20 protein-coding genes are annotated in these 21,431 nt (G+C 57.5%); 8 read left to right on the forward strand and 12 right to left on the reverse strand.

The window, feature by feature from the left end; translation table 11 throughout:
- Positions 1 to 9: 9 nt before the first annotated feature.
- The 4 genes from prfB to xerD all read right to left on the reverse strand — a co-directional run bounded on the left by prfB (position 10) and on the right by xerD (position 4,576).
- A protein-coding gene (prfB, locus tag ACQG03_RS17375; protein ID WP_096147815.1) for a peptide chain release factor 2 occupies positions 10 to 1,108 on the reverse strand; the annotation gives its coding sequence in 2 pieces (ribosomal slippage) (positions 10 to 1,032 and positions 1,034 to 1,108; 1,098 coding nt in all).
- Between the two features lie 90 nt (positions 1,109 to 1,198).
- Positions 1,199 to 2,932: a single-stranded-DNA-specific exonuclease RecJ gene (recJ, locus tag ACQG03_RS17380; RefSeq protein WP_063163563.1), complete on the reverse strand. Its 1,734-nt coding sequence runs from the start codon at positions 2,930 to 2,932 to the stop codon at positions 1,199 to 1,201.
- Positions 2,933 to 2,937: 5 nt separating this feature from the next.
- Positions 2,938 to 3,651, reverse strand: coding sequence for a bifunctional protein-disulfide isomerase/oxidoreductase DsbC (gene dsbC, locus ACQG03_RS17385; RefSeq protein WP_022649304.1), 714 nt, complete (start codon positions 3,649 to 3,651; stop codon positions 2,938 to 2,940).
- 28 nt (positions 3,652 to 3,679) lie between these two features.
- Entirely contained in the window at positions 3,680 to 4,576 is an 897-nt protein-coding gene (xerD, locus tag ACQG03_RS17390; protein WP_063163564.1) for a site-specific tyrosine recombinase XerD, read from the reverse strand.
- Positions 4,577 to 4,677: 101 nt separating this feature from the next.
- On the opposite strand from xerD, the gene fldB reads away from it, so the two are divergent.
- Positions 4,678 to 5,199, forward strand: coding sequence for a flavodoxin FldB (fldB, locus tag ACQG03_RS17395; RefSeq protein ID WP_023306886.1), 522 nt, complete (start codon positions 4,678 to 4,680; stop codon positions 5,197 to 5,199).
- A 1-nt stretch (position 5,200) separates the two neighbouring features.
- On the opposite strand, the gene ACQG03_RS17400 is transcribed toward fldB, so the two are convergent.
- Both ACQG03_RS17400 and sdhE read right to left on the reverse strand, forming a co-directional pair.
- Positions 5,201 to 5,611, reverse strand: coding sequence for a protein YgfX (locus ACQG03_RS17400; protein ID WP_063163565.1), 411 nt, complete (start codon positions 5,609 to 5,611; stop codon positions 5,201 to 5,203).
- Entirely contained in the window at positions 5,592 to 5,858 is a 267-nt protein-coding gene (gene sdhE / locus ACQG03_RS17405) for an FAD assembly factor SdhE (RefSeq protein WP_003863437.1), read from the reverse strand. The genes ACQG03_RS17400 and sdhE overlap by 20 nt, the downstream gene beginning before the upstream one ends.
- Positions 5,859 to 6,152: 294 nt before the next feature.
- Here sdhE and ygfZ point away from each other — a divergent pair, with 294 nt between their 5' ends.
- Positions 6,153 to 7,133: a tRNA-modifying protein YgfZ gene (ygfZ, locus tag ACQG03_RS17410; RefSeq protein ID WP_063163566.1), complete on the forward strand. Its 981-nt coding sequence runs from the start codon at positions 6,153 to 6,155 to the stop codon at positions 7,131 to 7,133.
- 522 nt (positions 7,134 to 7,655) lie between these two features.
- Here the strand turns inward: ygfZ and trhA are convergent.
- Positions 7,656 to 8,315 (reverse strand): PAQR family membrane homeostasis protein TrhA, encoded by a 660-nt coding sequence (gene trhA, locus ACQG03_RS17415; RefSeq protein ID WP_022649307.1) that lies wholly within the window; start codon positions 8,313 to 8,315, stop codon positions 7,656 to 7,658.
- Positions 8,316 to 8,581: 266 nt separating this feature from the next.
- On the opposite strand from trhA, the gene ACQG03_RS17420 reads away from it, so the two are divergent.
- The 6 genes from ACQG03_RS17420 to ACQG03_RS17445 all read left to right on the forward strand — a co-directional run bounded on the left by ACQG03_RS17420 (position 8,582) and on the right by ACQG03_RS17445 (position 14,499).
- Positions 8,582 to 9,313, forward strand: a complete 732-nt coding sequence (locus ACQG03_RS17420) for a MurR/RpiR family transcriptional regulator (protein ID WP_022649308.1) — start codon at positions 8,582 to 8,584, stop codon at positions 9,311 to 9,313.
- Positions 9,314 to 9,429: 116 nt separating this feature from the next.
- Positions 9,430 to 10,863: a 6-phospho-beta-glucosidase BglA gene (gene bglA, locus ACQG03_RS17425; RefSeq protein WP_023306887.1), complete on the forward strand. Its 1,434-nt coding sequence runs from the start codon at positions 9,430 to 9,432 to the stop codon at positions 10,861 to 10,863.
- Between the two features lie 124 nt (positions 10,864 to 10,987).
- The gene (locus ACQG03_RS17430) at positions 10,988 to 11,347 is read left to right on the forward strand and encodes a hypothetical protein (RefSeq protein WP_022649310.1); all 360 of its coding nucleotides are present in this window, start codon (positions 10,988 to 10,990) and stop codon (positions 11,345 to 11,347) included.
- Positions 11,348 to 11,395: 48 nt separating this feature from the next.
- Complete coding sequence (locus tag ACQG03_RS17435) at positions 11,396 to 13,405, forward strand: protein-disulfide reductase DsbD family protein (protein ID WP_063163568.1); 2,010 nt, start codon at positions 11,396 to 11,398, stop codon at positions 13,403 to 13,405.
- Between the two features lies 1 nt (position 13,406).
- Positions 13,407 to 14,009 carry a DsbA family protein gene (locus tag ACQG03_RS17440; RefSeq protein ID WP_022649312.1) on the forward strand — a complete coding sequence of 201 codons (603 nt, stop codon included), beginning with the start codon at positions 13,407 to 13,409 and terminating at the stop codon, positions 14,007 to 14,009.
- Positions 13,999 to 14,499: a protein disulfide oxidoreductase gene (locus ACQG03_RS17445; RefSeq protein ID WP_032626112.1), complete on the forward strand. Its 501-nt coding sequence runs from the start codon at positions 13,999 to 14,001 to the stop codon at positions 14,497 to 14,499. Before ACQG03_RS17440 ends, ACQG03_RS17445 begins: the two co-directional genes overlap by 11 nt.
- 2 nt (positions 14,500 to 14,501) lie before the next feature.
- Here ACQG03_RS17445 and ACQG03_RS17450 read toward each other — a convergent pair whose 3' ends face one another.
- From ACQG03_RS17450 to ubiI, 5 genes are all read right to left on the reverse strand, one after another.
- A complete protein-coding gene (locus tag ACQG03_RS17450) occupies positions 14,502 to 15,245 on the reverse strand; it encodes an SDR family oxidoreductase (protein WP_063146839.1) in 744 nt (247 codons plus the stop codon).
- Positions 15,246 to 15,315: 70 nt separating this feature from the next.
- A complete protein-coding gene (gene gcvP, locus ACQG03_RS17455; protein WP_045308801.1) occupies positions 15,316 to 18,189 on the reverse strand; it encodes an aminomethyl-transferring glycine dehydrogenase in 2,874 nt (957 codons plus the stop codon).
- A 127-nt stretch (positions 18,190 to 18,316) separates the two neighbouring features.
- Positions 18,317 to 18,706, reverse strand: coding sequence for a glycine cleavage system protein GcvH (gene gcvH, locus ACQG03_RS17460; protein ID WP_006811885.1), 390 nt, complete (start codon positions 18,704 to 18,706; stop codon positions 18,317 to 18,319).
- Between the two features lie 23 nt (positions 18,707 to 18,729).
- Positions 18,730 to 19,824: a glycine cleavage system aminomethyltransferase GcvT gene (gene gcvT, locus ACQG03_RS17465; protein ID WP_003860107.1), complete on the reverse strand. Its 1,095-nt coding sequence runs from the start codon at positions 19,822 to 19,824 to the stop codon at positions 18,730 to 18,732.
- Positions 19,825 to 20,221: 397 nt separating this feature from the next.
- Positions 20,222 to 21,424 carry an FAD-dependent 2-octaprenylphenol hydroxylase gene (gene ubiI / locus ACQG03_RS17470; RefSeq protein WP_022649317.1) on the reverse strand — a complete coding sequence of 401 codons (1,203 nt, stop codon included), beginning with the start codon at positions 21,422 to 21,424 and terminating at the stop codon, positions 20,222 to 20,224.
- Positions 21,425 to 21,431: the final 7 nt, after the last annotated feature.

Raw genomic sequence — 21,431 nt, forward strand, 5'->3', positions numbered from 1 at the left:
GTTGGTTCCTCATAACCCTGCTTTCAAACTTGCTTCGATAAATTGGTCCAGGCTGCCGTCCAGCACCGCCTGCGTGTTGCGGGTTTCAACCCCGGTACGCAGGTCTTTGATGCGGGAGTCATCAAGGACGTAAGAACGGATCTGGCTGCCCCAGCCGATGTCGGACTTGTTGTCTTCCATCGCCTGCTTCTCAGCATTTTTCTTCTGCATCTCCAGCTCATAAAGCTTCGCTTTCATCTGCTTCATGGCCTGGTCTTTGTTCTTATGCTGGGAACGGTCGTTCTGGCACTGTGTTACCAGCCCGGTTGGAATGTGGGTAATACGCACCGCAGATTCCGTACGGTTAACGTGCTGACCGCCCGCGCCGGATGCGCGGTAAACGTCGATACGCAGGTCCGCCGGGTTGATGTCGATATCGATATCTTCATCCACTTCCGGGTAGACAAACGCGGAGCTGAAGGAGGTGTGGCGACGGCCACCGGAATCGAACGGGCTCTTACGCACCAGGCGGTGAACGCCGGTTTCAGTACGCAGCCAGCCGTAGGCGTAATCGCCAATAATCTTAATGGTGACGGACTTGATACCCGCCACTTCACCTTCGGACTCTTCGATAATCTCGGTTTTGAAACCGCGCGCTTCTGCCCAGCGCAGATACATACGCATCAGCATGCTGGCCCAATCCTGCGCTTCGGTACCGCCAGAGCCTGCCTGAATATCGAGATAGCAGTCAGCGCTGTCGTATTCGCCGGAGAACATGCGACGGAATTCCAGCTGCGCCAGCTTCTCTTCCAGCACGTCGAGCTCTGCCACGGCTTCGTTAAAGGTTTCTTCGTCGTCGGCTTCGACAGCCAGCTCCAGCAGCCCAGAAACATCTTCCAGACCCTGCGCCATTTGATCCAGCGTATCTACGATGGCTTCGAGGGAGGAACGTTCTTTACCCAGCGCCTGCGCGCGTTCAGGTTCGTTCCAGACGTCCGGCTGTTCCAGCTCGGCGTTTACTTCTTCGAGACGCTCTTTCTTGGCATCGTAGTCAAAGATACCCCCTAAGAACGTCAGAGCGCTCCGTGAGGTCCTGAATGCGGTTTTTTACCGGATTAATTTCAAACATGGTCTGTTTTCTTTTATGAGCTTGTCAAAATGCGGTGATAAGAGCGGGATTGTACCGAATCCACGCCCTTTTTTATAGAGATTACTGACGCTAAATTGGCCAGATATTGTCGATGATGATCTGAAGGGTGCGGTTACCGCGGAACTCGTTAATATCCAGCTTATAGGCCAGCTCAACCTCGCGCACGCCGTTGTCCGGCCAGATGGAGGTATCAACGTTAAAGGCGATGCCGTCGAGCAGCGGCCCGCCGCCGACCGGTTCCACCATCACTTTGAGATGGCGTTCGCCCACGATGCGCTGTTGCAGCAAACGAAAACGTCCGTCGAAAAGCGGCTCCGGGAACATCTGCCCCCATGGGCCAGCATCGCGCAGCATCTGCGCCACCTCCATGGTCATTTCAGCCGGAGAAAGCTCACCGTCAGAAACCACTTCACCCTGCAAGAGAGACGGATCGATCCACTCGGTGACCAGTTCGCCAAACAGACGCTGGAACTCCTCGAACTTCGCCTCTTCCAGCGACAGGCCTGCCGCCATCGCGTGGCCGCCGAACTTAATCATCAGGTTCGGATGAAGCGTGTCGAGACGCTCCAGCGCATCGCGCATATGCAGCCCCTGAATGGAACGACCGGAGCCTTTCAGCGTGCCGTCCCCGGCGGGGGCGAACGCGATCACCGGGCGGTGGAAACGCTCTTTAATGCGCGACGCCAGAATGCCCACCACGCCCTGGTGCCATTCGGGGTGATACATCGCCAGCCCACCCGGCAGGTTATCGCCGCTGCGCTCCAGCTTTTCGCACAGGGTCAGCGCTTCGGCCTGCATCCCCTGCTCAATCTCTTTACGGGTCTGGTTGAGTGCGTCCAGCTCACTGGCCAGCACGCGCGCTTCGCCGATGTTGTCGCACAGGAGCAGCGCGACGCCAACCGACATATCGTCCAGCCGCCCCGCCGCGTTCAGGCGCGGGCCGAGGGCAAAGCCTAAATCGCTTGCCGCAAGCTTCAGCGGATCGCGGTTGGCGATTTCCAGCAGCGCCTTGATCCCCGGACGGCATTTGCCCGCCCGAATGCGGCTCAAGCCCTGCCAGGTGAGAATACGGTTATTGGTATCGAGCGGCACCACGTCCGCCACGGTTCCCAGCGCCACCAGATCGAGATACTCCGCAAGATTCGGCACGGCAATCCCGCGCGATTCGAACCAGCCCTTATCACGCAGCAACGTGCGTAACGCCAGCATCAGATAAAACGCCACCCCTACTCCGGCCAGCGATTTCGACGGGAAATCGCAGTCGCGCAGGTTCGGGTTAATGATGGCTTCGGCGTCTGGCAGGGTTTCTCCTGGCAGGTGGTGATCGGTGACCAGTACCGGGATCCCCAGCGCATGGGCATGATCGACCCCCGCATGAGAAGAGATCCCGTTATCCACGGTCATGATCATCTGTGCACCACGGGCATGGGCCTGATCGACCACTTCCGGGCTGAGGCCGTAGCCGTCTTCAAACCGGTTCGGCACCAGGTAAGCCACGTTATCGCAGCCCAGCGCACGCAGGCTGAGTACGCTCAGCGCGGTACTGGTTGCGCCGTCGGCATCGAAATCGCCCACCACGACAATCCGCGTCCCGTCACGGAACGCGTCGTAGAGCATTTCAGTCGCTTTTTCGATGCCACTCAGCGCTTGCCAGGGCAGCATGCCTTTAACGCTGCGCTCAAGATCGCTTGCCGTACGCACGCCACGGCTGGCGTACAACCGCTTTAACAGCAGCGGAAGCGTATCTGGTAAATCCGCGGTTTCAACCGCATCGCGGCGGCGCAGTTTTATCGGGGCTTTCACGCGAATTATTTACCACCCGTCTGTTTCTGGTGTTCGTCGAGGAACGCTTTCATCTCTTTTGGCCCCTGGTAGCCCGGCACCACATAGCCGTTGCTCAGCACAATGGCTGGCGTACCGCTCACGCCAAACTGTACGCCCAGCGCGTAGTGGTTAGCGATGTCGATATCGCAGGAGGCGGGCTTCACGCCTTTGCCGTTCATCGCGTCATCAAAGGCCTTGTTGCGGTCTTTCGCACACCAGATCGCTTTCATATCCTGCTCAGGCTGACTCTGCACGCCAGCGCGTGGGAAGGCCAGGTAACGCACGGTAATGCCCAGCGCGTTGTAGTCTTTCATCTCTTCATGCAGCTTGTGGCAGTAGCCGCAGGTGATGTCGGTGAAGACGGTAATGACGTGCTTTTCCTGCGCCGCTTTGTAGACAATCATCTCTTTTTCGAGCGCATTCAGGTTTTTCATCAGTAGCTGGTTGGTGACGTTCACCGGCTGCGCACCGCTCACGTCGTACATTGGCCCCTGAATGATGTGCTTTCCGTCTTCGGTCACGTACAGCACGCCGCTGTTGGTCAGCACCGTTTTCATGCCAGCCACCGGCGCTGGCTGGATCTCGCTGCTGGCGACGCCGAGTTTCGTCAGAGACTGTTTAATGGCGGCATCATCCGCATGGGCAAAACCGGAAACCGAAGCTGCCAGCAGGGTGAACAGCGCTAAAGACTTTTTCATATATGATCCTGTAACAATTCGTCGGCACTCACGCGCGAGGGTGGTGCTGTTGGTGTAGCTGCCGCAGGCGTTCCGTCGCGACATGGGTGTATATTTGCGTCGTTGAAAGATCGCTGTGTCCAAGCAACATCTGCACCACGCGTAAATCCGCGCCGTGGTTTAACAGATGCGTCGCGAAGGCGTGACGCAAAACGTGCGGCGACAGCTTCTCACTGTCAATACCCGCCAGTGTGGCGTAATGTTTAATGCGATGCCAGAACGTTTGTCGCGTCATCTGCTGCGCGCGCTGGCTCGGGAATAATACATCTATGGAGACGCCGTTCAGCAGCCACGGACGCCCGTGTTCCAGATACGTCTCCAGCCAGTAGACCGCCTCTTCACCCAGCGGCACCAGCCGTTCTTTGTTCCCTTTACCGATAACGCGCACCACGCCCTGACGCAGGCTGATATCGCTCATCGTCAGGCCCACCAGCTCAGAAACGCGCAAGCCCGTGGCATACAATAGTTCAAGCATGGCTTTATCGCGTAACTCCAGCGGAAGGTCAACTGTGGGCGACTGTAATAATCTCTCAACTTGCGCTTCGCTGAGATCTTTTGGCAGCCGCTGAGGCAGTTTAGGCGATGCCAGCAGTGCGCTGGGATCATCCGCGCGGATCTTCTCGCGGTAAAGGTGCTGGAACAGGCGGCGCATGGCGCTCAGCAGACGTGCGGAGCTGGTGGCTTTGTACCCCCCTTCCATCCGCTCAGCCAGTAACCCTTGCAGGTCATCGCTTTGTGCGCTTTCAAGCGTCAGCCCCCGGTGCGCCAGCCACTCGACCAGCAGAGTGAGATCCCGACGATAGGCGCTGAGCGTATTTTCAGCGAGGTTTTTCTCCAGCCACAGCGCGTCGAGAAACTGTTCGATGAGTGCGAGATCCTTTTCCACATCAACCCCTATGGTTCTGCAATCTGGCCATTATGCCTGATTGCCATCGGTTTCTGGTACACTACGCGCAAAGTCATAGCAAGAATTGAGATAGTTACGCGATGAATATTGGTCTGTTCTATGGTTCCAGCACCTGCTACACCGAAATGGCGGCGGAGAAAATTCGCGACATTATTGGCCCGGAACTGGTGACGTTGCATAACCTGAAAGATGACGCGGTTGCCTTGATGGAGCAGTACGATGTGCTGATTCTGGGTATCCCTACCTGGGACTTTGGTGAGATTCAGGAAGACTGGGAAGCCATCTGGGATCAGCTCGATTCAGTCAATTTTGAAGGCAAAATCATTGCGATGTACGGCATGGGCGACCAGTTGGGCTACGGGGAGTGGTTCCTTGACGCACTCGGCATGCTGCACGACAAACTGGCCCCAAAGGGCGCGACCTTTATCGGCTACTGGCCTACGGAAGGCTATGAGTTCACCAGTCAAAAACCGATTATTGCCGACGGTCAGCTGTTTGTCGGGCTCGCGCTGGATGAAACCAACCAGTACGATCTTAGCGACGAGCGCCTCCAGAACTGGTGCGAGCAGATTCTGGGTGAGATGGCCGAGCAGTTCAGCTGATTTACTCCTGCGTCGGCTGTTGCACGATCAACCGGCGCAGATCTCGCCACTCCGCAGGATCCATACTGTCTGCTGCCAGCCACAGGTGCTGGCGACGATTGTCATCGACCCGACGCAGCCGTAGCATCATCCCGGTGTTGAGCATCCACGGCGTCCCTATCATTTCCCACTCTTTTCCCTGCCAGCGCAGGCGAGAATCCATCAGCAGCTTAATTTCACCCTGACGGGCGTTGATTCGACGCTGGCTGCGCACGCTGTCAAACACTACAAACGACAGCAAAAGCAGCCACAGAGGGGTATAGCTTAGCGGCCACGGCACCAATAACACCATTGCCGCGACCAGACCGTGGAGCAGTAAGGACATCCACTGTGAGCGCCACGAGACGCGAAGATCAGATTGCCACAGGACCACGTTCCTGATTCCGTGTTTGAATTAATTGCACCATCCGTTGCAACTCGGTGTCGGCGGGCTTGCCGTGATTCATCAGCCAGTTGAATAAATCCGGATCGTCGGACTCAAGCAGACGGACAAACAGGCGCTTATCGTCATCGCTTAAGCTGTCGTACTCATACTCGAAGAAAGGCATGATGGAGATATCAAGTTCACGCATGCCGCGACGGCACGCCCAGTGAATACGGGCCTTGTTGTTAATATCCATGTTCTGTTTCCTGCATTACGTTTGGCACAGTCGGTATCCCGTTCGGTATTCATTATTGCTCTTCGGGAACACCTGCTAGTGTAACGTGTTTTTGACCGTTTCTTTACTGGAATATTGCGAACCTCGAGCAGGCTTCCTGAATAATCCTTATAAAGACAGCGGATTACACTATTTTGCGTAGCGCCACGCATAACCGCGTAATGGCACGAATGGCCTGCTGAAAGCGCTTGCATTGAATACAGTCTCTTTTACCATTAGGTATTATCAAAGCGTTAAGCAATTCAGGACATCACTATGGCATTTACACCATTTTCTCCTCGCCAGCCCGCCGCCTCTGCGCGTCTGCCGCTGACGCTGATTACTCTTGATGACTGGGCACTGGCGACACTGACCGGTGCGGACAGCGAAAAATACCTGCAAGGCCAGGTCACGGCGGACGTGGCGCAGTTGACTGAGCACCAGCATCTGCTGGCCGCGCATTGCGATCCAAAAGGCAAAATGTGGAGCAACCTGCGTCTGTTCCGCCGTCAGGACGGATTCGCCTTCATTGAGCGTCGCAGCCTGCGTGACGCCCAGCTTAAAGAGCTTAAAAAATACGCGGTCTTTTCTAAAGTCACCATCGCCCCGGACGATGAACACGTTCTGCTGGGGGTAGCGGGTTTCCAGGCGCGTGCAGCACTGAAAAACCTGTTTGCCGAGCTACCGGATGCCGGAAAACAGCTGATCAGCGAGGGAGAAACCTCCATTCTGTGGTTCGAACACCCTGCGGAGCGCTTCCTGCTGGTAACCGACGAAGCAACGGCGGAACGCGTCACTGACGCCCTGCGCGGTGAAGCACAGCTCAACAACAGCCAGCAGTGGCTGGCGCTGAACATCGAAGCGGGCCTGCCGGTTATTGACGCGGTAAACAGCGCGCAGTTTATCCCGCAGGCGACAAACATCCAGGCGCTGGGTGGTATCAGCTTTAAGAAGGGCTGCTACACCGGACAGGAAATGGTGGCGCGTGCGAAATTCCGCGGCGCGAACAAACGTGCCCTGTGGACGCTGGCTGGTCACGCCAGCCGTGTGCCGGAAGCGGGTGAAGATCTCGAGATGAAGATGGGCGAAAACTGGCGCCGTACCGGCACCGTGTTAGCCGCCGTCCAGCTCGATGATGGCCGCCTGCTGGTGCAGGTTGTCATGAATAATGATATGGAGCCCGACAGCGTGTTCCGCGTGCGGGACGATGCAAACACGCTCAGCATTGAGCCGCTGCCGTATTCACTGGAAGATTGATGCTGTATCGCCCGGTGTTGATATTCACCCTCTCCCTGTGGGCTGAGGGTTCCCCAGTAATTTTTTTATTCAGAAGCAATAAAGTTGCTTTCTAAATGACTGAGGGCTGTCAGCGATGCCCTGGTCCGGCTGTAAATCGCTGAGGCGTTTCCTGCAGGCCGGGGCGAGGCGCAGGGATGCGCCGAGAGGGCGGCTTTACAGGGACGTTGCCTCCGCCCGTACCCGATAAGCCGGAAGGAATAAGCCGAGGGCACCGCGAAGCGGCGATTTACCGCCGGGAGCCCGGGTCGCCAGGGTGGTGGCGACTGAGCCACCCTGGCACGTTCACCGGTCATGTCGTTACAGAGTAGCAAGGAACATAAAGTGAACGGAATGACCACCACCGCCGTATGTTCCCCTCACCCTAACCCTCTCCCCAGAGGGGCGAGGGGATTGCTCAGTGCTCGCATTAATTTGTGGGGAACCCTCAGCCCTGTGGGAGAGGGTCGGGGTGAGGGCATCAGACCGCACCTTACAAAAAAACTACACCTGACCAACATACAGATAAATTGCCAGAAAGTGGCACACGCTGCCGCCCAGCACAAAGCCGTGCCAGATGGCATGGTTGTACGGGATACGCTTGCAGACGTAGAAAATCACGCCCAGCGAGTAGATCACTCCGCCCACCGCCAGAAGCGTCACGCCCCCCACCGCCAGCTTAATGGCTAACTGATACACCACAATCAGCGACAGCCAGCCCATTGTCAGATAGGTGACCAGCGACAACACTTTGAACCGGTGCGCGATGGTCAGCTTGAACAGGATCCCCAGCAGCGCCAGGCTCCAGATTACAATCATCAGGCCACGCGACAGCGGTGAGTTGAGCCCCACCAGCAAAAATGGCGTGTAAGTGCCTGCAATGAGAAGATAGATTGCGCAGTGGTCAAATTTCTTGAGCCATATCTTCGCCCGTTGATGCGGAATAGCGTGATACAGCGTTGAGGCAAGGAAAAGCAGGATCATACTCCCGCCATACAGGCTGTAGCTGGTAATGGCCATCGCGCTGGCGTTGGTATCTACCGCCTGCACCAACAGCAATACTAAGCCGACAATCCCAAACACCAGGCCAATGCCATGGCTTATACTGTTGGCTACTTCCTCAGCCAGCGAATATCCCTGTGCGATTAATGGTCTGCTCACCATACTTAACTCCGGGAAAACAAAAGATGATTATTCATCGCCAGTCTATGCTAACTGAGAATGATTCCAGTGAACACCTGTTAGCTAAAATAAATCCACAATCAAGATTTATCCTTACAAATCAGTATAATGCAAAATAAATCCACCGCACAGGTGTAAATGATTTCATTAACACCTGAGTAATCAAGGAGATAAATCCGTCTCTCACCCTTCGTCATCATGGTATGCTTCAGGGATAGTGTCCGACAGCGAGTTTAGCCATTGTGAGTATGTTCAGCCATTCCGCCATTGCCAGCCTCAACAATCTGGAAATGATGGTCTACAACTATGTCATTAAGAACCGTGACAAAGTGATGTACATGACCATCCGCGAGCTGGCGGATGCGGCGGGAGTCTCTACCACTACTATCCTGCGCTTCTGCCGAAAGCTCAACTGCGAAGGCTACTCGGAATTTCGGGTGCGCTTTAAACTCTATCTGGAGCAGAACGAGCCGCAGCAGGCGAATTTTGGTGCCAGTGAAATTATCAGCTTCTTTAAAAGCGTAAATAACGAAGAGTTCGATGCGTTATTAGATAAAGCCGTCGATATTATTTTATCATCTGAACGAATTATTTTTGTTGGCGCAGGCACGTCCGGATCGCTGGCAAAATATGGCGCACGTTTCTTTTCAAATATCGGGAAATTCAGCAACCATATCGACGATCCTTATTTCCCGGTCACTAACGATATGGCTAAAAATGCGCTGGCCATTGTACTTTCCGTCTCCGGAGAAACCGAGGAAATCCTGCGCTTCGCCAGCCAGTTCAGCCTGCATCGCTGCAAGGTGCTCTCTGTCACCAGCCACGAACATTCTCGTCTCGCGAAGCTGGCGGACTTTAATCTCTCCTGGCATGTCCCCCAAACGCGCATAGGCGGCGTTTACGATATAACCACCCAAATTCCCGTCATCTATATTCTGGAATCATTAGGTCGGAAACTGGCGAAGAAATTAACAGAATAAAACATCCTGTTTTTTTGATGTGACAAATTACAATTTCCGCAAAATGTTATATCGTGACATTTATTTCCGCTTTGCTAGACTCGAAATCAATAAGTCCTGAATTGAGAATAGCAAAGATGAAAAAACTCACTTTACCGAAAGATTTTTTATGGGGCGGCGCGGTGGCGGCGCACCAGGTTGAAGGCGGCTGGAACAAAGGCGGCAAAGGGCCAAGCATTTGCGACGTGCTCACCGGCGGCGCACACGGCGTTCCGCGTGAAATCACGCAGGAAGTGATTGAAGGCAAATATTACCCGAACCACGAAGCCGTCGACTTTTACGGCCATTACAAAGAAGACATCAAGCTGTTTGCCGAGATGGGCTTCAAATGTTTCCGTACCTCTATCGCCTGGACGCGCATCTTCCCGAAAGGCGACGAAACTCAGCCAAACGAAGAGGGGCTGAAGTTTTACGACGACATGTTCGATGAACTGTTGAAGTACAACATCGAGCCGGTGATCACCCTCTCCCACTTTGAAATGCCGCTGCACCTCGTTCAGGAATACGGCGGATGGACCAACCGTAAAGTAGTCGATTTCTTTGTACGCTTCTCGGAAGTGGTATTTGAGCGCTACAAAAATAAGGTCAAATACTGGATGACCTTCAACGAAATCAACAACCAGCGCAACTGGCGTGCGCCGCTGTTCGGCTACTGCTGCTCTGGCGTGGTCTATACCGAGCACGACAACCCGGAAGAGACCATGTACCAGGTGCTGCACCACCAGTTCGTGGCCAGCGCGCTGGCGGTGAAAGCCGCCCGCCGCATTAACCCGGAGATGAAAGTCGGCTGCATGCTGGCGATGGTGGCGCTCTATCCATACTCCTGCAAGCCAGAAGATGTGATGTTCGCTCAGGAATCCATGCGCGAGCGCTACGTCTTTACCGACGTACAGCTGCGCGGCTACTACCCGTCTTACGTGCTGAACGAGTGGGAACGCCGTGGCTTCTCCATCAAAATGGAAGCAGGCGACGAGCAGATCCTGCGTGAAGGCACCTGCGATTACTTAGGTTTCAGCTACTACATGACCAACGCGGTCAAAGCGGAAGGCGGCACCGGTGATGCCATTTCCGGCTTCGAGGGCAGCGTGCCGAACCCACACGTCAAGGCGTCCGACTGGGGCTGGCAGATTGACCCTGTGGGCCTGCGTTATTCACTGTGCGAACTGTACGAGCGCTATCAGAAGCCGCTGTTTATCGTGGAGAACGGTTTCGGCGCCTACGACAAAGTGGAAGAAGACGGCAGCATCAACGATGACTACCGCATCGACTACCTGCGCGCCCACGTGGAAGAGATGATGAAGGCCGTGACGTACGACGGCGTGGATCTGATGGGCTACACCCCGTGGGGCTGCATCGACTGCGTCTCCTTCACCACCGGCCAGTACAGCAAGCGCTACGGCTTTATCTACGTCAACAAGCACGACGACGGCACCGGTGACATGTCCCGCTCCCGTAAGAAGAGCTTTGAGTGGTATAAAACCGTCATTGCCAGCAACGGCGAAACGCTGTAATGGCTTGCCCTCTCTGCAAGCGGAGAGGGCAAACTGCTTATCTTCCAGACACTTCTTTACAGCTTTTGCGTTGCCAAAATATGTTCGCCCGATAATATAGGCATCCTGAATATTTGAGGCGAACATGATTAAGCGACAACGCAACGCTATCCTGCTTGTAGCCCTGGCCTGTCTGGTGGTGCTGATATGTACCGCCCAGCGGATGGCCGGGATGCACGCGCTTGTCATGAACGTCACCGCCACGAGCCAGTCTGTCCAGCAGGGGCAGGAGAGTGCCGACGCACCGGTAACCCCGTGTGAGCTAAGCGCCAAGTCGCTGATGTCGGTCCCGCCTGTTTTGTTTGAAGGCGCCCTGATTGCCGTCACCCTGCTGCTTGCGTTGCTGGCAGCCAGTCCACCGCGCCGCGAACGGCAGTGGCCTCCCCGCGTTATCTCCCCGCCCCGGTTAAGGGTGCATCTGCGATTATGCGTCTTCCGTGAATGAGCCTTCGCCTGTTACTTCAGGTTAATTCATCATTTACGGAGAAAATTTATGTTTACTGTATTCAGGCGACTGCTGGTCTGCCTGCTTTGGCTATGGCTGCCCCTCAGCCAGGCTGCCGACAGCGGCTGGCTGCGCGCCGCCGATAATCAGCACGCCAGCGTCAGGCTGCGTGCGCAACCTGAAAGCACTGGCGAAACCCGCCTGCTGCTGGACGTCGCCCTGCAAAAAGGCTGGAAAACCTACTGGCGCTCGCCGGGCGAAGGCGGCGTCGCACCCGCGATTAAATGGCATCAGCCCGTCGAGGCGATCTGGCGCTGGCCTGTGCCGCAGCGTTTCGACGTCGCGGGCATCACCACGCAGGGCTATCACGGCGATGTCAGCTTTCCCCTCACTCTGCGGGGCGACGTCCCGACGATCCTGAGCGGCGTGCTGACGCTCTCCACCTGTAGCAACGTCTGTATTCTTACCGACTACCCGTTTTCACTGAACATGACCGCATCCGCAGGCGCCAGTTTTGATTACGATTTCAGTCGGGCCATGGGCACCCTTCCCCTCAGCGGCGGGTTGACCTCAACGCTTAACGCCACCTATGCCCCCGGCAAGCTGACCGTAACGGCGCAGCGTGACGCAGGCTGGCAGGCGCCGTCGCTGTTTATCGACGGTATGGATGATGTTGATTTCGGCAAACCGGCCCTCACCATGCGCGGTGATTCGCTGGTCGCCACCGTGCCCGTGACGGACAGCTGGGGCGAGGCCGCGCCCAACCTCAGCGGCAAAATCCTGTCGCTGGTTCTGGCCGATAGCGGGCAGGCGCAGGAGTCCAGCCTGAGCATTCAGCCGGGGAACGCCGCGCCGACGCTCCCGTTAGGCTGGGTGCTGCTGATGGCGCTGGCTGGTGGCCTGATCCTCAACGTTATGCCCTGCGTGCTGCCGGTGCTGGCCATGAAGCTGGGCACGCTGATGCAAACCGAACGGCAGGCGCGCGGTCAGGTGCGCAGGCAGTTTCTTGCATCGGTAGCCGGGATCGTGATCTCGTTCCTCGCACTGGCGCTGATGATGACGGTATTACGTTTAGGCAATCAGGCGCTCGGCTGGGGGATCCAGTTCCAGAACCCGTGGTTTATTGCCGCGATGGCGCTGGTAATGGTGCTCTTCAGCGCCAGCCTGCTGGGGTTGTTTGAAATCCGTCTCCCTTCCGGCGCCAGCACCTTCCTCGCCACGCGCGGCGGCAACGGGCTTGCGGGTCATTTCTGGCAAGGCGCGTTTGCCACGCTGCTGGCGACACCCTGCACCGCGCCGTTCCTGGGGACGGCGGTCTCGGTCGCGCTGGCGGCACCGCTTCCCCTGCTGTGGGGGATCTTCCTGGCGATGGGTATCGGCATGAGCCTGCCGTGGCTGCTGGTGGCGGCCTGGCCGGGGCTGGCCCAGCGGTTGCCGCGTCCGGGGCGCTGGATGAACGTTGTACGCGTAGTGCTGGGGATGATGATGCTCGGCTCATCGCTGTGGCTGCTGAGCCTGCTGACGGTGCACATTGGCAGCCTGCCGGTCATTACGCTGGGCGTGCTGCTGATCCTTGCGCTGCTGCTGGTCACCGCCTGGCGCTACCGCTGGCAAACGGCACTGCGCGCCGGGGTATTAGCTGTACTGGTGGCCGGGGCGGTCGCGTTTGTTTCCGGCTCCGGCGGCGAGGGCTCCCGCCGCGATCGTATTCACTGGCAGCCGCTCAGCGAGCAGGCCATTGCCCGCGCGCTGGCGGAGAACAAACGGGTGTTCGTCGACGTGACCGCCGACTGGTGCGTGACCTGTAAAGCCAATAAATACAACGTTCTGCTGCGCGACGACGTGCAGGATGCGCTCTCCGCCCCGGACGTTGTCGCCCTGCGCGGCGACTGGAGCCGCCCCTCAGATACCATCAGCCAGTTTTTAACCACGCGCGGCAGCGCCTCCGTGCCGTTTAACCAGATCTACGGACCGGGATTACCGCAGGGCCACGTGCTGCCTGCGTTGTTAAGCCGCGAAGCGGTGCTGAGCACCCTGTCCGATGCAAAAGGAAAATAACATGAGAGCCTTTGTTGCCTTACTTCTGCTGTCGTTATCAACGTTCGGTTTCGCCGCACCGTCAGATGACGCTTCCAACGACCAGCTGGCAAAACTGCTGTTTAACGACCCCAACAGCCCGCGAACCGGAGCGACATCGCCGAAGCTCACCATCGTCTCCTTCACAGACTACAACTGCCCGTATTGCAAGCAGTTCGACCCAATGCTGGAGAAAATCGTGCACGATAATCCCGACGTGCAGCTCATCATCAAACTGCTGCCGTTCAAGGGACAAAGCTCGGTAAATGCCGCGAAAGCGGCGCTCTCAACGTGGCAGCAGGCGCCGGATCAATTCTGGGCACTACACCAGCGGCTGATGATGAAAAAGGGCTATCACGATGACGCCAGCATCGCCGCCGCGCAGGTGAAGACCGGGACGGACAGCATTAAAACCGATGATAAAACTATGGACAGCGTAAAGATGAACCTGATCCTGGCGCAGGTGCTGAATATTCAGGGCACCCCGGCGACCATCATCGGTGACCAGATGGTGGCGGGCGCAATCCCGTATGACGATCTGGAGGGGTTGGTCAAAGAACAGCTGGCAAACGCCCGTGGCAAGTAAGCTTCCGCGCCTGCTGCGCGAGCTGGCCGTGTGGCTGCTGATTGGCGTAGCCGTGAGCCTGGCGGTGGACTATTTCCGCCAGCCCGCGCTGCCGCAGAATTTCTCCGCGACGGCACTGCACACCCTCGACGGTCAGCCCGTCGATCTTATCGCCATGAGTAAGGAGCGACCGCTGCTGGTCTACGTCTGGGCGACATGGTGCGGCGTCTGCCGCTACACCACGCCGTCGGTGGCGGCGATTGCCGCGGACGGGGGTAACGTGATGTCGGTTGCGCTGCGCTCGGGCGATAACGCGACGCTCGAAACATGGATGAGGAAGAAGAAGGCGATGATGCCCACGGTCAACGACGCCAGCGGAGAACTGGCGCGTCAGTGGGACGTTCAGGTGACGCCAACGCTTGTGGTGATCTCTCACGGTGAAGTGAAGTCGATCACCACCGGCTGGACCAGCGGCTGGGGAATGCGCCTGCGGCTGTGGCTGGCGTCGTAGCGTTACTTCCCGCCAGCCAGCTCCAGGAAGCTACCGGTGACATAGGAGGCTTTGTCGCTCAGCAGCCAGGAAATGGCCTGGGCGACCTCCTCCGGCTGACCGCCACGCTGCATCGGTAACATCGACTTCACCCGATCCACACGCCCCGGCTCGCCGCCGGAGGCGTGAATATCGGTATAAATCAGGCCTGGCCGCACGCAGTTAACGCGAATGCCCTGCGCCGCCACCTCCAGCGCGAGGCCGGTGGTGAGGGAATCCACCGCCCCTTTGGAGGCAGCATAATCCACATACTCCCCCGGTGCGCCCAGTCGTGAGGCCGCCGAGGAGACATTCACAATCGCGCCGCCCTTGCCGCCGTGTTTATGCGACATGCGCTTCACCGCCTCACGGCAGCAGAGAAAATAGCCAGTGACGTTGGTGGACAGCACGCGGTTAATACGTTCAGCTGAGAGGTTTTCGATGGAGGATTGTTCAAACAAAATCCCGGCGTTGTTCACCAGCGCGGCGAGCGGCTCACCTTCGCGATCGATGCTGTCGAACATCGCCATCACCTGCGATTCATCGCTGATATCCGCGCGCACGGCAAAGGCCTTACCGCCCGCGTCCACGATCTGATTAATGACCTCTGTCGCGGCTTTGATGTTGTGATGAAAATTCACCGCAACGGTGTAGCCTTCGCTTGCCAGCTGTAGCGCGGTGGCTTTACCAATACCCCGGCTGGCGCCGGTGACCAATGCAATTGCCATTCTTTTCTCCCAATAAAAAAGCCGGGTGGCGGCTTCGCCTTACCCGGCCTACGTTACTACAGGAACAACGTTACTGGTATTCGCTCATCGGTACGCAGGAGCAGAACAGGTTACGGTCGCCGTAAACATCATCAAGACGTTTCACGGTTGGCCAATATTTGTTTGCCACACCTGCCGGGAAGACAGCCAGCTCGCGGGTATAACCGTGGTTCCACTCTGCCACCAGTTCGTTCTGGGTATGCGGCGCGTTGACCAGGGGGTTATCTTCCAGCGTCCATTCCCCGCCTTTTACGCGGTCGATTTCGCTGCGGATCGCCAGCATCGCGTCGATAAAGCGATCCAGCTCCACCTTGCTTTCAGACTCGGTCGGCTCAACCATCAGCGTTCCTGCAACCGGGAAGGACATGGTTGGCGCGTGGAAGCCGTAGTCGATCAGACGCTTGGCAATATCCAGCTCGCTGATGCCCGTCTCTTCTTTCAGAGGACGAATATCGAGGATGCATTCGTGCGCCACGCGACCATCGCGGCCGGTGTAGAGCACCGGATAGGCGTCTTTCAGACGTGTTGCGATGTAGTTGGCGTTGAGTATCGCCACCTGGCTGGCCTGCTTGAGCCCTTCCGCGCCCATCATGCGGATGTACATCCAGCTGATTGGCAGGATAGAGGCGCTGCCGAACGGTGCCGCGGAGACCGCGCCCTGACGGGTCAGCATGCCTTCAATCTGCACCACGCTATGGCCTGGCACAAACGGTGCCAGGTGCGCTTTGACGCCGATTGGGCCCATGCCCGGGCCGCCGCCGCCGTGCGGAATACAGAACGTTTTATGCAGGTTGAGGTGCGACACGTCCGCGCCAATAAAGCCCGGAGAGGTAATGCCCACCTGGGCGTTCATGTTCGCGCCGTCGAGGTAAACCTGGCCGCCGAACTGATGCACCACTTCACACACTTCACGGATCGTTTCTTCGTACACGCCGTGGGTGGACGGGTAGGTCACCATGATGCAGGAGAGTTTGTCGCCTGCCTGCTCTGCTTTGGCGCGCAGGTCGGCCAGATCGATGTTGCCGTTTTTGTCGCACGCCACGACCACCACTTCCATCCCTGCCATCTGGGCAGAGGCCGGGTTGGTGCCGTGGGCAGAGCTTGGGATCAGACAGATATCGCGGTGGCCTTCGTTGCGGCTTTCGTGATAGTGACGGATCGCCAGCAGACCGGCGTATTCACCCTGCGCACCGGAGTTCGGCTGCATGCAGAGCGCGTCGTACCCGGTCAGCTTCACCAGCCAGTCGGAGAGCTGGTTGATCATCATGTGATAACCTTCCGCCTGCTCAGCCGGGCAGAACGGGTGCAGCTCCGAGAATTCAGGCCAGGTGATTGGGATCATCTCAGCCGCGGCGTTCAGCTTCATGGTGCAGGAGCCCAGCGGGATCATCGCCTGGTTCAGCGCCAGATCTTTACGTTCCAGAGAGTGCATGTAACGCATCATCTCGGTTTCGCTGTGATAGCGGTTGAACACCGGGTGAGTCAGGATCGCGTCGTCGCGCAGCATGCTTTCCTGAATGGAGCGGCTGTCGAGCGCAACCTCTTTGTCGAGCGTATCAACGTCCAGACCCTGTGCGTCACCCAGCAATACGTTGAACAGGGTCAGGATATCGTCACGGGTGGTGCTTTCGTCCAGCGTAATGCCGACCGCATTGTGAATGTCGCTGCGCAGGTTGATTTGTGCTGCCTCGGCGCGCGCCAGCACGGCCGCTTTGTCTGCCACCTCGACGCACAGGGTGTCGAAGTAGTGCTCATGACGCAGTCTGAGACCTTTCTGTTGCAGACCGCAGGCCAGGATATCGGCCAGACGGTGGATGCGGCTGGCAATGCGTTTCAGGCCAGCCGGACCGTGGAACACCGCGTATAAGCTGGCAATGTTAGCCAGCAGCACCTGCGAGGTACAGATGTTGGAGTTCGCTTTCTCGCGGCGGATATGCTGCTCGCGGGTCTGCATCGCCATGCGCAGCGCGGTGTTACCGGCGGCATCTTTCGATACGCCGATAATACGGCCTGGCATGGAACGTTTAAATTCATCTTTCGCGCCAAAGAACGCCGCGTGCGGGCCGCCGTAGCCCATCGGCACGCCGAAGCGTTGCGCTGAGCCGAAGACAATATCCGCGCCCTGTTTACCTGGCGCCGTCAGCAGCACCAGCGCCATAAAATCAGCGGCGACGCTAACAATAACCTTACGGGATTTGAGCTCGGCGATCAGCGCGCTGTAATCATGCACTTCCCCGGTGGTGCCCACCTGCTGTAACAGCACGCCGAAGACGTCCTGGTGATCCAGCACTTTGTCAGCGTCGTCGACAATCACCTCAAAGCCGAAGGTTTCCGCACGGGTGCGCACCACGTCCAGCGTCTGGGGATGCACGTCCGCCGCGACGAAGAAGCGGTTGGCGTTTTTCAGCTTGCTCACGCGCTTCGCCATCGCCATCGCTTCAGCGGCGGCAGTGGCTTCATCCAGCAGCGAGGCAGAGGCGATATCCATACCGGTCAGATCCAGCGTCACCTGCTGGAAGTTCAGCAGCGCTTCCAGACGGCCCTGGGAGACTTCTGGCTGATACGGGGTGTAAGCGGTGTACCAGCCCGGATTTTCCAGCATATTACGCAGGATCACCGGCGGTAATTGCACGTTGGTGTAGCCCATGCCGATATAAGACTTATAGCGCTTGTTAAGGCCGGCGATGGCCTTCAGCTCCGCCAGCGCGGCGAACTCCGTCGTGGACTCGCCTACCTGCGGCGGTGTGGCAAGCTGGATGTCTTTTGGCACGATCTGGCCGATCAGTGCGTTTAATGAATCCGCGCCAACTGTCTTCAGCATCTCCTGCTGTTGCTGAGCATCCGGCCCAATGTGACGTTCAATGAAGGCGCCACGGTTTTCAAGCTGGCTTAAAGTCTGTGTCATGAGCGATGGTTCCTGAAACGTGCAGTGAATCGTAATTATCTGTAACGCTGTTGCCCGGTGGCGCTAACGCTTACCGGGCCTACGTAGATCTGTAGGCCGGATAAGCGCAGCGCCATCCGGCACAACGTTATTCGTCTTCCAGTAGTGCTTCGTACGCGGTCGCATCCAGCAGCGCGGCAACCTGCGCTTCGTCGCTGGCTTTGATCTTAAAGATCCAGCCGCCTTCATAAGGCTCGCTGTTCACCAGCTCCGGGGAGTCGCTCAGCGCGTCGTTCACGGCAACAATTTCACCGCTCACCGGAGCGTAGATGTCAGAGGCCGCTTTAACGGATTCTGCCACCGCACAGTCGTCGCCTGCGCTCACGGTTGCGCCCACTTCCGGCAGGTCAACAAACACCATGTCGCCCAGCAGTTCCTGCGCGTGCTCGGTGATCCCAACGGTGTAAGTGCCGTCCGCCTCTTTGCGCAGCCACTCGTGTTCTTTGCTGTATTTCAGTTCTGCTGGCACATTGCTCATTGAAGTTCTCCTGATAAAAATAGTTAGGCGACCGGCTTACCGGCGCGAACAAAAATCGGTTTGGTCACGTTGACCGGCATTTCGCGGTTGCGGATCTGCACCACCGCCGTTTCGCCAATCCCCGCTGGCACGCGTGCCAGTGCAATACTGTAGCCGAGCGTCGGGGAGAACGTTCCGCTGGTGATCACGCCTTCGCGATGATTGCCATCGGCATCGGTGAAGCGCACCGGCAGCTCGCCGCGCAGAACGCCTTTTTCTTTCATCACCAGGCCAACCAGCTGTTCAGTGCCCTTCTCGCGCTGCATCTCCAGCGCTTCACGGCCAATAAAATCACGGTCAGCCGGTTCCCACGCGATGGTCCAGCCCATGTTGGCCGCCAGCGGTGAGACGCCTTCGTCCATCTCCTGACCGTAGAGGTTCATCCCCGCTTCCAGACGCAGCGTATCGCGCGCGCCCAGGCCCGCAGGCTTCACACCCGCCTCCACCAGCGCACGCCAGAAATCGGCGGCCTTTTCGTTTGGCATTGCAATTTCGTAGCCCGCTTCACCGGTGTAGCCGGTGGTGGCGATAAACAGATCCCCCGCCTGCACGCCGAAGAACGGCTTCATGCCTTCGGTTGCTTTGCGCTGCTCGTCGCTGAACAGAGACGCGGCTTTCGCCTGGGCGTTTGGCCCCTGCACCGCAATCAGCGACAGATCGTCACGAACGGTGATGTCGATGGCGTAAGGTTCAGCGTGTTGGGAAATCCAGGAGAGGTCTTTTTCGCGGGTGGCGGAGTTTACAACGAGGCGGAAGAAATCTTCGGTGAAGTAGTAGACGATGAGGTCGTCAATCACGCCGCCAGAGGCATTGAGCATGCCGGTATAGAGCGCTTTGCCCGGCGTTTTTAGTTTGGCGACGTCGTTTGCCAGCAGATAACGCAAAAACTCCCGGGTGCGGCTACCGCGCAGGTCGACAATCGTCATATGAGACACGTCGAACATACCGGCATCGGTGCGCACCGCGTGGTGCTCATCAATCTGCGAGCCGTAGTGCAGCGGCATCATCCAGCCGTGGAAGTCCACCATGCGGGCGCCGCATAACACGTGCTGTTCGTACAAAGGAGTCTGTTGAGCCATCTTTTCCTCGTTGAAAAATTCACCGTGAAACCCGGTGTCGACCTCGCGATCGAGGGCCGACGCAAACGTTCTCTTTTACCTGAACTTACCACCGAAACCGGCGGTAAACCATAAGGCAAAACGGGTCATCACATTAGCTTATGACCAAAAATCACTGAAAAGCCTACAGAGTTATTCACTGGTAAAATGCGATTAAACCCGCATAAAATTAACATAGAGCTAACAGGATTTAGCAGATAGTGATATTTCGTGCGGAAAAACGGGCCGAATTTCCGTAACATAAAAATAGTAAGATTAGATTTTCTAATGCGAAAAATGACGTGAAATTAGATTATTTCAAACGAGGAGATTTCCCCGGCGCGAAGGCCGGGAAAATAAAGTGTGACGGGGATCGAGATTAACGTAACCAGTCGGGAAGATCGTTAAGGCCCATTGCCTGACGAAGAAGCTGCGGTTTGACGCCGGGAAGGGTGTCGGCCAGTTTGAGGCCGATATCGCGCAGCAGTTTTTTCGCCGGGTTCGCTCCGGCAAATAGCTCGCGGAAGCCCTGCATACCCGCCAGCATCATCGCCGCACTGTGTTTGCGGCTGCGCTCGTAGCGACGCAGATACAGATGCTGACCAATATCTTTACCTTCCCGATGCAGACGACGCAGCTCTTCAACCAGCTCGGCCGCGTCCATAAAGCCGAGGTTCACCCCCTGCCCGGCCAGCGGATGAATCGTATGCGCCGCATCCCCCACCAACGCCAGACGGTGCGCCGCAAACTGACGCGCGTAGCGACCGGTTAACGGAAACGCCTGGCGTTCGCTTTCAAGCGTGCACAGGCCCAGACGGTTATCAAACGCCACGCATAGCGCCTGATTAAAGGCGTCCGGCGTCGCCTCCTGCATCTGCTGCGCTTTCTCCGGCTCTAAAGACCAGACGATGGAGCAGAGATGCGGATCGGCAAGCGGCAGGAAGGCCAGAATGCCATCATTGTGGAAAATCTGGCGCGCCACGCCGCCATGCGGCTCTTCGGTGCGGATTGTGGCAACCAGGGCGTGATGACGGTAATCCCAGAAGGTCAGCGGAATATCCGCTTTGTTACGCAGCCAGGAATTGGCGCCGTCGGCACCCACTACCAGCCGCGCGGTCAGCATGTCGCCGCTTTCAAGAGTGATAAACGCGTCGTTTTCGCCCCACGCCACCTGCTGAAGTTTCGCCGGTGCGATCAGCGTGACGTCGCTGCACTGCTGCGCTTTTTGCCACAGCGCGTGGTGGATCACCGCGTTTTCAACGATGTGCCCAAGGTGGCTGTAGCCCATGCTTTCATCGTCAAACGCGATATGGCCGAAGCTGTCTTTATCCCACACTTCCATGCCATGGTAACAGCTGGCACGCAGCGCCACGATTTCAGACCAGACGCCAAGGTGCGTCAGTAGCTTTTCGCTGGCGGCATTGATCGCCGAGACGCGCAGCTCCGGCGGTGCATCCTGCGCCACGGGCTGCGGCGCGTTTTGCTCAAGCACCGCCACGCGCAGGCCGCTGCCCTGTAAACCACAGGCCAGCGCCAGTCCTACCATTCCGCCGCCGACAATGGCGACATCAACATTTTGCACGGTGATT

It is taken from the genome of Enterobacter cloacae complex sp. 342H5 (genome assembly GCF_050030905.1).
GTDB classification, from domain to species: domain Bacteria; phylum Pseudomonadota; class Gammaproteobacteria; order Enterobacterales; family Enterobacteriaceae; genus Enterobacter; species Enterobacter intestinihominis.